8 protein-coding genes are annotated in these 11,153 nt (G+C 71.6%); 5 read left to right on the forward strand and 3 right to left on the reverse strand.

Going from position 1 to position 11,153, the window contains the following annotated elements:
• Positions 1-94: 94 nt before the first annotated feature.
• The 5 genes from dnaK (at position 95) to JOE43_RS04420 (ending at position 5,797) form a co-directional block, all read left to right on the forward strand.
• Complete coding sequence (gene dnaK, locus JOE43_RS04400; protein WP_209515055.1) at positions 95-1,972, forward strand: molecular chaperone DnaK; 1,878 nt, start codon at positions 95-97, stop codon at positions 1,970-1,972.
• An 8-nt stretch (positions 1,973-1,980) separates the two neighbouring features.
• Positions 1,981-2,661 (forward strand): nucleotide exchange factor GrpE, encoded by a 681-nt coding sequence (locus JOE43_RS04405; RefSeq protein WP_243861930.1) that lies wholly within the window; start codon positions 1,981-1,983, stop codon positions 2,659-2,661.
• 143 nt (positions 2,662-2,804) lie between these two features.
• Positions 2,805-3,812 (forward strand): DnaJ C-terminal domain-containing protein, encoded by a 1,008-nt coding sequence (locus JOE43_RS04410; protein ID WP_209515057.1) that lies wholly within the window; start codon positions 2,805-2,807, stop codon positions 3,810-3,812.
• Positions 3,813-3,921: 109 nt separating this feature from the next.
• Positions 3,922-4,359 (forward strand): heat shock protein transcriptional repressor HspR, encoded by a 438-nt coding sequence (locus JOE43_RS04415; protein ID WP_209515059.1) that lies wholly within the window; start codon positions 3,922-3,924, stop codon positions 4,357-4,359.
• 301 nt (positions 4,360-4,660) lie between these two features.
• Positions 4,661-5,797, forward strand: a complete 1,137-nt coding sequence (locus JOE43_RS04420; RefSeq protein WP_209515061.1) for a methyltransferase — start codon at positions 4,661-4,663, stop codon at positions 5,795-5,797.
• Between the two features lie 186 nt (positions 5,798-5,983).
• Here the strand turns inward: JOE43_RS04420 and JOE43_RS04425 are convergent, their stop codons facing one another.
• From JOE43_RS04425 to JOE43_RS04435, 3 genes are all read right to left on the reverse strand, one after another.
• The gene (locus tag JOE43_RS04425) at positions 5,984-6,472 is read right to left on the reverse strand and encodes a pilus assembly protein CpaE (protein WP_209515063.1); all 489 of its coding nucleotides are present in this window, start codon (positions 6,470-6,472) and stop codon (positions 5,984-5,986) included.
• A 122-nt stretch (positions 6,473-6,594) separates the two neighbouring features.
• Positions 6,595-9,342 carry a hypothetical protein gene (locus JOE43_RS04430; protein WP_209515065.1) on the reverse strand — a complete coding sequence of 916 codons (2,748 nt, stop codon included), beginning with the start codon at positions 9,340-9,342 and terminating at the stop codon, positions 6,595-6,597.
• Positions 9,343-9,495: 153 nt separating this feature from the next.
• On the reverse strand, positions 9,496-11,028 hold the full coding sequence (locus JOE43_RS04435; RefSeq protein ID WP_209515067.1) for a hypothetical protein: 1,533 nt from the start codon (positions 11,026-11,028) through the stop codon (positions 9,496-9,498).
• Positions 11,029-11,153: the final 125 nt, after the last annotated feature.

Consider the following 11,153-nt stretch of genomic DNA (forward strand, 5'->3'; position numbering starts at 1 on the left):
CTCGCGGCGAGCGTGAGTAAAGTTGAGCCTGGCTGACTCAAGGGTCGGCCCCCTGACTTCCCGCATCACCCCGCACCACGAAGGAGAACAGCACATGGCCCGTGCAGTAGGAATCGACCTCGGAACCACCAACTCGGTCGTCAGCGTCCTGGAGGGCGGCGAGCCCACCGTCATCGCGAACGCCGAGGGCCTCCGCACGACCCCCTCGGTCGTCGCCTTCACGAAGGACGGCGAGGTGCTGGTCGGCGAGACCGCCAAGCGCCAGAACGTCACCAACGTCGACCGCACCATCGCGTCGGTCAAGCGCCACGTCGGCACCGACTGGACGGTCGAGATCGACGACAAGAAGTACACCCCCCAGGAGATCTCGGCGCGCATCCTCGGCAAGCTCAAGCGCGACGCCGAGCAGTACCTCGGCGAGGACGTCACCGACGCGGTCATCACCGTCCCCGCGTACTTCAACGACTCCGAGCGCCAGGCGACGAAGGAGGCCGGCGAGATCGCGGGCCTCAACGTGCTCCGCATCATCAACGAGCCCACCGCCGCGGCCCTCGCGTACGGCCTCGACAAGGGCAAGGAAGACGAGCTCATCCTCGTCTTCGACCTCGGCGGCGGCACCTTCGACGTCTCCCTCCTCGAGGTGGGCAAGGACGACGACTTCTCCACCATCCAGGTGCGCAGCACCTCGGGCGACAACCGCCTCGGCGGCGACGACTGGGACAACCGGATCGTCGAGCACCTGATCGAGAAGTTCAAGAGCCAGAACGGCGTCGACCTCTCGACCGACAAGATCGCGAAGCAGCGCCTGAAGGAGGCGGCGGAGCAGGCCAAGAAGGAGCTCTCGTCGAGCACCTCGACCAGCATCCAGCTGCCCTACCTGACGCTCACCGCCGACGGCCCCCTCAACCTCGACGAGACCATCTCCCGCTCGCAGTTCGAGCAGTGGACGAGCGACCTCCTCGAGCGCACCAAGAAGCCCTTCAACGACGTCATCAAAGAGGCGGGCGTGAAGGTCTCCGACATCGCGCACGTCGTGCTCGTCGGCGGCTCCACCCGCATGCCCGCCGTCAGCGAGGTCGTCAAGCAGCTGACCGGCGGCCAGGAGCCCAACAAGGGCGTCAACCCGGACGAGGTCGTCGCCGTCGGCGCGGCCCTCCAGGCCGGCGTGCTGAAGGGCGAGCGCAAGGACGTCCTGCTGATCGACGTCACCCCGCTGAGCCTCGGCATCGAGACCAAGGGCGGCGCGATGACCAAGCTCATCGAGCGCAACACGGCCATCCCGACCAAGCGCAGCGAGACCTTCACCACGGCCGACGACAACCAGCCCTCCGTCGCGATCCAGGTCTTCCAGGGCGAGCGCGAGTTCACCCGCGACAACAAGAACCTCGGCACCTTCGAGCTGACCGGCATCGCGCCGGCCCCCCGCGGCGTCCCGCAGATCGAGGTCACCTTCGACATCGACGCCAACGGCATCGTCCACGTCTCCGCGAAGGACAAGGGCACGGGCAAGGAGCAGTCGATGGTCATCTCCGGCGGCTCGTCGCTGTCGAAGGACGACATCGAGCGCATGGTCCGCGAGGCGGAGGAGCACGCTGCGGAAGACAAGGCGCGTCGCGAGGCCAACGAGGTCCGCAACAACGCCGAGCAGCTCGTCTACTCGATCGAGAAGCTGATCAAGGAGAACGACGAGAAGCTGCCCGCCGACGTCAAGTCCGAGGTCCAGGCCGACGTCGACGCGCTGAAGACCGCCCTCGCCGGCGACGACGACACGGCCATCAAGCCCGCGTTCGACAAGCTCAACGAGAGCCAGTCGAAGCTCGGCCAGGCGATCTACTCGCAGGGCCAGGCCGACGAGGCCGCCGCCGGTGCCGCCGGTGCCGAGGGCGCACCCGCCGACGGCCAGGCCACCGGTGACGACGAGGACATCGTCGACGCCGAGGTCGTGGACGACGACGAGAACGACAAGAAGTAGGTCGACCGATGACTGACGAGCAGAACCGCGCTCCCGACGAGGAGCCCGTCCGCCCCGAGGCCAGCGCGGGGGTGCCGTCGGAGGACGGCGGCACCGCCGCGGTCGACGGCGCCGACGACCTGGTCGAGGCCGAGGCCCCCGACGTCGAGGTGCCCGCGGGCGCCGAGGCGCCGGAGGGCGCGGCCGCCGCGGCCGAGCAGATGGCCGCCGAGGGCGCCGCCGGGGCCGAGCCCCTCAGCGCCGACGACGAGGCCATCCTCGACCAGGCCAGCACCGACCTCGTCGCCGACATGCGACAGGACATGCTGCGGGCCCAGGCCGAGCTGGTCAACTTCCGCAAGCGCGTCGAGCGCGACCGGGAGGCGAACCGCGAGGCGGTCGTCGCCGAGGTCATCCGCTCGCTGCTGCCGGCGCTCGACGACCTCGTCCGTGCCGAGAAGCACGGCGACCTCGCCGAGGGCCCGATGACGGTCATCGCACAGAAGATCCGCGGCGGGCTCGACAAGTTCGGCCTCACGCAGGTCGGCGCGGCGGGCGAGGTCTTCGACCCCACGATGCACGACGCGCTCGTGCAGCTGCCGAACCCCGACGTGACGGTCAACACCGTCGCCGACGTCATCGAGCCGGGCTACAAGATCGGCGACCGGGTCATCCGGGCCGCCAAGGTCGCCGTCCACACCCCGCAGTAGCCCTGCACCTCCACGGCGCGAGCCGTGACCGCGACGCGAGTCGCGACGGGCGGTGGGCTCCTCGACGAGGCGCCCACCGCCTCCCCCGTTCTTTCCTCCGGTGGCCGTGCGCTGCCGGACACACGCAAGAGAGGAGGTGCCCGATGGCGAGTCAGGACTGGTTCGACAAGGACTTCTACGCGATCCTCGGCGTCTCCAAGGACGTCACCCCGGCCGAGCTCAAGAAGGTCTACCGGAAGCTGGCGCGGAAGTACCACCCCGACAGCAACCCGGGCGACGCCGCGGCCGAGGCGAAGTTCAAGGAGATCAGCGAGGCGAACTCGGTGCTCTCCGACCCGGAGCAGCGCAAGGAGTACGACCAGGTCAGGGCCATGGGCTCCGGCGCCCGCTTCACCGCGGGCAGCGGCGGCCCGGGAGGCGGTGGCGGCGGCTTCGAGGACGTCTTCGGCGGCATGTTCGGAGGCGGTGGCCAGCGCCCGCAGTTCCGTCAGGGCGGCGGCGGTGGCGGCGGCTTCGAGGACATCTTCGGCGGCATGTTCGGCGGCAGCGGCGGCGGCTTCGGCCAGACGAGCGGCGGCTACCGCGGCTTCGGCGGCCCGCAGAAGGGCCGCGACATGACGGCCACGACGACGCTCGACTTCCAGACCGCCGTCGTCGGCGAGACCATCTCGCTGCAGGCGTCGAACGGCAAACCGATGAAGGTGCGCATCCCCGCCGGCGTGCACGACGGCCAGAAGATCCGGCTCCGCGGCCGCGGGGAGTCCAGCCCCGACGGCGGCGAGCCCGGCGACATGGTGCTCACCATCGCGGTGCGCCCGCACCCGGTGTTCGAGCTCGACGGCGCGAACCTGCGCCTCGACGTGCCCGTGACGTTCACCGAGGCGGCGCTCGGCGCGACGATCGAGGTGCCGACGCTCGGCGGCGAGCCGGTGCGGCTGCGCGTCGCGCCGGGCACGCCGTCCGGCCGCGTGCTGCGCGTCAAGGGGCGCGGCGTCACGACGAAGACCGGCACCGGCGACCTGCTGGCGACGGTGCAGGTGGCCGTGCCGAGCCACCTCAGCGACGCGGCGCGCGAGGCCGTCGAGGCGCTGGCTGCGGCCCTGCCGGCCGAGAACCCGCGCGACGACCTGATCGCCCGGGCCCGGGGCTAGCCTCGGCAGCACCAGGGCCGGCAGCGGCAGCAGCAGCAGCACCAGGCCCGGCGCCAGCACCAGGGCCGGCAGCACCCGGCACCAGCACCACGAGCAGGAGGGGACGACGATGGCGAGACAGGACGCGGGGCAGCGGCCCCTCGACGAGCACTCGCCCGTCTTCGCGATCGCGATGGCGGCCGAGCTCGCGGGCATGCACGCCCAGACGCTGCGCCAGTACGACCGGCTCGGCCTCGTGGTGCCGCAGCGCACCGCGGGCAAGTCGCGGCGGTACTCGATGCGCGACGTCGTGCAGCTGCGCGAGATCGCGCGGCTCGGCGGCGAGGGCGTCTCGCTCGAGGGCGTCAAGCGCATCCTCGAGCTCGAGAACCAGGTGACGGCGCTGCAGTCGCGCGTGCGCGAGCTGGAGCGGGCGCTGGCCGACGAGCTGGTCACCCGGCCCGGCGCGCGCGTCTTCGCGGCGGGCGAGAGCGGCGTCGTGCCGCTCCGCCACGGCACCCGGCCCACGCGGCAGACCTCGGTCGTCGTCTGGCGGCCCCTGCAGTAGCTGCCGCCCCGTGGGGCTCCTCGAGTGGTCACGAACTGCTGCCCTCGCGTCGGGGAGCAGCACGTCCTGACCACTCGGTGTCTGAGGCGGGGTGCGGCGGGTTCCCGTCACTCCCGGCGGGTCGGCGCCGGCCCGCCCGCGAGGGCGTCGACCCGCCGCACCCTCGGTGCCGTGCGCCGTCTCCGCCACCCCGACGTCGAGTGGTCACGAACTGCTGCCCGCGCGCAGCGAGCAGCACTTCGTGACCACTCGGCGCCACGGTCGGGGACGACGGGCCGGGGCGGGCCGGTAGCCTCGTCCGGTGATCGACTTCGAGCAGCTCCGTCGGTGGCCCGACGTCGAGGCCCCCGAGCTGGTCGCGCACGACGCGACCGACCGCCTCCTGCTCGACACCGCCCGGGAGGCGCTGGTCGCCCACCCGGAGCACGTCACGACCATCGGTGACCGCTACGGAGCCCTCACCCTCGGCGCCGCCGAGCTGGTCGGCCCGCACGAGCTCCGCGTGCACCAGGACGCCCTCTCGGGCGAGCTCGCCCTCGCGGCGAACGCGGAGCGCCTCGGCAGCCGTGCCTCGTGGCGCTCGCTGCCGCTCGACCCCTCGCTCGTCGAGGGCGCCCGGGTGGTGCTCCTGCAGCTGCCGCGCGGCCTCGACGCCCTCGACGAGATCGCCGAGCTGGTCGCGGCCCACGCGCACCCCGAGGTGCAGCTCGTCGCCGGTGGCCGCGTCAAGCACATGACCCCGGCGATGAACGACGTGCTGCGCCGCCACTTCGGCACCGTCTCCGCCGGTCTCGCCCGGCAGAAGTCGCGCCTCCTGACCGCCTCCGGTCCGCGCTCCGACGCCGGAGCCACCGCCTCCTCGGCTGGTACCGCCTCGATGTGGCCTCGCTCCGAGCGGCACGGCGACCTCGTGGTCGTCGCGCACGGCGCGGCCTTCGCCGGCTCATCGATCGACGTCGGCACCCGAGCGCTGCTGGAGGCGCTGGCGGTCGGGGCGCCCGAGGCGTCGCACGTGGTCGATCTCGGGTGCGGAACGGGGGTGCTTGCCGCCGCCTACGCGCTCGCGCACCCCGAGGCGCATGTCGTCGCGACCGACCAGTCGGCGGCCGCCGTGGCGTCGGCGCGCGCGACGGCCGAGGCGACCGGCGTCGGTGACCGGGTGGAGTCGCGGCGTGACGACGCAGGAGCCTCCCTGCCCGCAGGCTCCGCCGGCCTGGTGCTGCTCAACCCCCCGTTCCACGTCGGCGCCACCGTGCACGCCGGCCTCGCGCACAAGCTCTTCGCGGCGGCCGCGCGCCTCCTCGAGCCGGGCGGGGAGCTCTGGTGCGTCTGGAACTCCCACCTCGGCTACCGCAGCGCGCTCGAGCGCACCGTCGGGCCGACGCGTCAGGTCTCGCGCGGGCCGAAGTTCACCGTGACGGTGTCCACCCGCCGCTGATCTCGCCCCTTCTCGTCCTGCTTCTCTCGTCAGTTGCCGTTTTGGGGGCCTCTGAACGCCCGTGAGCCCCCAAAGTGGCAACTGACGCGAGGCGGCAGTGATCGAAGTGACTCTTCCTGGGCCCTGCACGGGGCGGAGGGCCCAGGAAGAGTCACCTCGATGGCGCCGAGGTGACCCGCGCGGGGATCAGCCCGTCGCGTGCCCGCCGTCGCCGTCGGAGTCGTCGAGACGGAGCGACGCGTCGACGTAGGCGAGGAGCGCGTGGGCGTAGGCCGTCTCGGGGTCGGCGGCGACGTGCACGGAGTCGGGCCCGGTGGCCGCCGCGCCGTCGAGGGTGACGGTGACGCGGTAGGCGAGGGGCTCGCCGTCGACGAGCACGCGCGTGAGCGAGACGAAGGTGCTGCCGAGCAGCTCGCGCAGCTGGTCTTCGCGCGGCAGCCACAGGGCGTCGTCGGCCGCGACGGAGTCGAGGGCCCACTCGGTCGTGCCGTTGAAGCCGAGCACGGTGCCCGTGGGGTGCTCGTGGGCCTCGATGGTCATGTCGCTGAGGGTGAAGACGTCGCCGACGCCCTCGTCGATGTCGAGGAGGCGCTCGACGACGAAGCGGTCGCCGGGGGAGGGGCGCCAGCGCAGCCCGGCATCTCGGAGGCGGCGGGCGAGGTCGACGTCGATCATGGGGTCATCCTGCCCCGCCCGTCTGGCAGCGAGCGACGAACCGCCCCGGCCGCCGCGCCGACTGCTGCGGGGCGGTGACCGGGGCGGTCGCCTGGTGCTGTGGTGCTGGTGTCGCCGGTCGACTACTCGCGGATGGCGGAGGGGTCGATGGAGGCGACGCGGCCGATGGTGCTGCCGGTGGCGCGGAAGTCGCCGACGGAGCTGGTGCCCTCGTAGGTGTAGTCGAGCTGGCGGTTGCCGGCCGAGGCGGTGCGCGAGGTGAACACCTCGACGAGGTAGCGCACCTGCTCGCGCTGAGGCAGCGCGCCCACTGACAGGTCGAAGGTGATCTTCGTGCCGTTCTCCGTGATGACACCGTTCCTGAGGTCGAGCGACGAGTCGCTCTCCCAGCCACCGGCGGTGCCGTTACGGCGCTCACCGAGGACGGTGAGGCCATCCTCGAAGATGGTGTCCTTCGGGGCGGTGAAGGTCACGGTACCGGTCACGTTCTCGCGTGCTTCGTTGTTCTGCACGACGATCGGCATGATGGACTTCTCGTTGCGGGGCAGGTTCGTGCGTTGCTGCTGGACGCTGACGAGGGTGCCGCGTTCTGTCGACGTGAACGCGAGATCGATCTCGTCGTGAACGGCTCCGCCGATCTTCTGGCTGACGGTGACCTCGACCTCTCCGCGGTCCGTGAACGGTGCCGTGATCACGTACGTGCCGTCCGGGCGGATGGTCTCGGAGGCGTCACCGATGCTGACCTGCTGGCCTGGGGTTCCGTTGCCGGTGACGACCACGGTCTGGGCGATGTCGTTGCGCTGGGCGATCGTGGCGGTCAGGGGCAAGGGCGCCTTGGCGACGGTGGTCGCCTCGGGGGCCGTCGAGGTGTAACCCGTCGGCGGCGTGAACACCGTGGTGATGGTGCCGTCCACGGAGGGCTTGCCGGTCGAGACGATCGGGAAGGTGATGGCGTCGGCGGCGGTGTACTCGCTGTTCTCGGTGGTGGCGTTGGTGACCTTCACCTCGACCGTCAGACGTCCGGCGGAGTCGAGGCTCGCCTCATATGCGGTGGTCCACCCGTCCACGGTCTGGGGCTCGGGCAGTTCTCCCGTCTCGATGCCCTCGGGCAGCGTGGTGGTCCAGGAGAGCGACTCGCCCGGGCGGACGGTGGCGCCGGTGGGGCTGGTGCCCGTCTGCGTGGTGATCGTGACGGTGCCTTCAGTGCCCTCGGTGAACCAGCCGTCGGCCTCCGACGTCACGGTGACGTCGTTCGCGCCGAGGCTGGTGGTGAGGGCGGCGACGACCGCGTCGAGCGTGACGGGGGCGCCGAAGGGCTCACCCGCGACGACCTGCTGCACGACGAGCTCGTTCGAGCCGACCTGCAGACCCTCGACGGTCATGCTCCAGCTGCCGTCCTCCTGGACGACGGCGTTCTGGTCGCCGATGGTGATGGTCGCACCAGGGGTGGCGGTGCCCGAGACGACGGCGGTCTTGGCGATCGGGTCGACCGACACGACGCTCGCGACGGTCGGTTGCTCGTTGACCTCGATGGTGGTGGGGGTGCTGCCCTCGGCACGGAACGGGTTGCCGGGTGTGGAGCCGGCGAAGACGTAGCCCATCGACGACGAGCCGGCGGCTGCGACCATGGGGGTCTCGACCTGGAACTCGTACCGCCACTGCTGACCGGCGGCGTGCCCGCCACCTGTCGACCCCAGCGTGAAGGTCATCTGAGTGCGGTCGGCGTTCAGCGTGCCGCCCGTGAGCGCGAGGTTCGGCGCGGCGGTCCAGCTGCCGGTCGTGCCGGCGCGCCATGAGCCGGGGACGGTCGTCTGGCCGGGCGCGAAGGTGGTGCCCGCGGGAGCGGTCACCGTGGTGGAGCCCGTGACTGCTCTGCGTGCCTCGTTCAGCTGCACGACGAATGGCACAGCCGTGGTCTCACCGCGCACCAGCTCGACGCCGGGCTGAGGCACCGGCACGATCGTGCCGCCCTCGACGATGGTCACCGTGATCGGGAACGAGTTGCCGACCTGTGCGCCGCTGATCTTCTGCACGATGGTCAACGAGTTGGCGCCGTTCGCCAGGCCGGTGACGGGGATCGAGAACCTGCCCGTCGTGCGGTCCGCGGTCACCCATGCGCTTCCGATCTCGACTCGCGCGCCTGGGGTCGCGGTGCCAGAGACGACCGCAGTTCTGGCAAGGTGATCGATGGACTCGACCGACGCCGAGATGGCAGTGACCGGCCTCATCGCTGACCAGTCACCGACGGCCCGCCATCCCGGAGATCCTAGGCCGAGGCCTCGGTAGGTTCGTCCGTAGTCCTGCCCGCCGCCGATGGAGCCGATCAGGGCGTTGTTGATGTAGTTCTGACCACGTACGGTCCCGTCGGAATTCATCGTGAAGTCGATGCATGTGCCGATGGTCGAGATGTATATGTACACCGAAACTCTGCTGGTCCACTCGTTCCACACCATGCAGCCACGATCGTTGCCCAGTCGGTAGCTGCCGTTGGCGTTCTTGGTCGCAGTCACAGGGTCTGCAGCAGCCTCGGCAGCAGCCAATGTCCTGTGCGTCGTGACCGTCGTGTAGATGGAGCCGTTCGCGTCGTAAGCGTGGAAGGTCGACGGTCCGTCCTGGAAGATGACCTTCATGGTGTTGTCTTGGATCGAACTGCGCGGCTGGTCCTGGCCCACGCCCTTCGTGGAGATGTCGATGTCTCCTCCCTCCTTAGCCTCAGATGGGCCCGAGGTCGCGGAGCTGGACGAGACGGCCTGAGGGTCGGCGCGCAGCGACGGTGACGCGGAGAACGCCGTCGAGCCGAAGCTCAGGCCGGTGACGACCGTGGCCACGGTGAGCCCGGCCGCCCCGGCGGCTATCAGTTTCTTCTTCATGTAGTGAGTTCTTCCTGGTCGGGCGGCACCGACGGAGCTGGCCGCGATCCTGATATGTTACGCACCTCACTCGACATGTCCAAAGTGGCGGGCGAAGCGGGAGGGGCGACCAGGTGAGGGCCGAGGGTGAAGGCCCGGCGTCGCCGGAGGGCCTCAGTCGCGCGGCGCGAACCCCCGCAACGGCGCCACGAGCTCGTCCTCCGTGCCGCGCTCCTGCACGAAGTCGATCGACCAGGTGAACGACTGCAGGGTGCCGATCCGCCACGACCAGGTGCCGTCGGGGGCGACGACCGCCCGGCCGAGCTGCAGGCCCTTCGTGTTGAGCACGTCGATCAGGGCGCCGGGCCTGCCCGTGCCGGCGAACGTGTACGCCGTGTAGACGGGGTAGCCCGCGGCGATCTGCGACGCCGACGGCGTCGTCAGTCGCGGAGCGTCGGCGGCGGGGGCGAAGCCGCGCACCATCGTCGACGACGGGCGGTAGGTGCCCTCGTCCTGCACGAACGCCATCGACCAGAGGTACGAGCCCATGTCGGCGCGCGTCCACGACCAGATGCCCTCGGGGCCGACCCGCGCCTCGCCCAGGCGGAAGCCGCTGAGGTTCGTCACACCGATGAGTGCCCCGGGGCGACCGGTGCCGCGGAACGTGTAGGGTGCGTCGGGCACGTAGCCCCGGGCCAGCTGCGCCGCGTCGGGCATCGTCACCGCGATCTGCGGGCCCTGCGCCGGCACGAAGCCGAGCAGCCGCGTCTCGCGCTCGCGGGGCGTGCCCGCGTCCTGCACGAAGACGAGGCTCCACTCGTACGTGCCCATGTTCGGCCGGGTCCACGACCAGGTGCCGTCGGCGAGCACCGTCGTGCTCCCGAGCGGCAGTCCCTTGGTGTTGAGCACCGTGAGCGGCGCGTTCGGCCGGCCGGTGCCCCGGAACGTGTACGGCGCGTCGGCGGTGTAGCCGTCGGCGACGCGGGCCGGAACGGTCAGCACGGGAGCGGCCGAGGGTGCGGGCTCCGTCACGGTGTAGGTCGCTCCCTGCACCTCGAACGCGCCTCCGGCACCTCCCGCCCCGACCGCCGTCCAGGTCAGCTCCGAGTCGTCGGGCTCGGCGTCGAGCGGCGTCGCCACCGCCAGGTCGAAGCGCAGCTCGTCGCCGTCGGCGTGGCCCGCCGCGAAGCCGCTCGAGTCGAGCGTGAAGGAGGCGCGGGTCGCGCCGTCGCCGACGCTCCCGCCCCGCAGGTCGAGGCTCGCGTCGCGCCGCCACGTCTCGTCGCCGCCCGGCCGCCACCACCCCACTGCCGTGTCGGCGGCCACGAAGGTCGAGCCGGCCGGGGCCTCGAGGGTCACCGTCCCCATGAGGGAGGGTCGCGCCGCGTCGACGCGGAGGGCGATCGGGACGGCTGCGGTCGTGCCCGCGTCGAGCTGCACGGGGTCGAGCAGCACCGGCGACAGACCGCCCACGGCGATCGCCGCGTCGGGGGCGGCCGTCGGAGCCTGGTCGGCCGCCGCGGCCCCGGAGGGGGAGGCGGGGGACGTCGTCGGTGCGGCGGCCGACGGCGTCGTGGTCGCGCTCGGCGTCGCCGACGGCTCGGGCGTCGACGACGCCGCGGCGGACGTCAGGGGGGCCGCGACGAGGCCGAGGGCGAGGGCTCCGCCGAGGGCGGCGGAGCGGAGGGGGCGGGGGAGTCTGGTCATCGACGTCGTTCCTCGAGGTGGGGCTGTGGGGGACGAGACGACCCTGGCGCAGATGCCGACCCGAGTCAATGAGAGATGTGACATGTGGGCAGTGTCATCGACGAAGCAAGGCTGTGGGGGGGAGC

The organism is Frigoribacterium sp. PvP121, from assembly GCF_017833115.1.
GTDB lineage: Bacteria > Actinomycetota > Actinomycetes > Actinomycetales > Microbacteriaceae > Frigoribacterium > Frigoribacterium endophyticum.

What these genes read in the sequence shown, in the direction of transcription:
- dnaK (WP_209515055.1), top strand. Translation starts at nt 95, where the DNA reads ATGGCCCGTGCAGTAGGAATCGACCTCGGAACCACCAACTCGGTCGTC.
- JOE43_RS04405 (WP_243861930.1), top strand. Translation starts at nt 1,981, where the DNA reads ATGACTGACGAGCAGAACCGCGCTCCCGACGAGGAGCCCGTCCGCCCC.
- JOE43_RS04410 (WP_209515057.1), top strand. Translation starts at nt 2,805, where the DNA reads ATGGCGAGTCAGGACTGGTTCGACAAGGACTTCTACGCGATCCTCGGC.
- JOE43_RS04415 (WP_209515059.1), top strand. Translation starts at nt 3,922, where the DNA reads ATGGCGAGACAGGACGCGGGGCAGCGGCCCCTCGACGAGCACTCGCCC.
- JOE43_RS04425 (WP_209515063.1), bottom strand. Translation starts at nt 6,472, where the DNA reads ATGATCGACGTCGACCTCGCCCGCCGCCTCCGAGATGCCGGGCTGCGC.
- JOE43_RS04430 (WP_209515065.1), bottom strand. Translation starts at nt 9,342, where the DNA reads ATGAAGAAGAAACTGATAGCCGCCGGGGCGGCCGGGCTCACCGTGGCC.
- JOE43_RS04435 (WP_209515067.1), bottom strand. Translation starts at nt 11,028, where the DNA reads ATGACCAGACTCCCCCGCCCCCTCCGCTCCGCCGCCCTCGGCGGAGCC.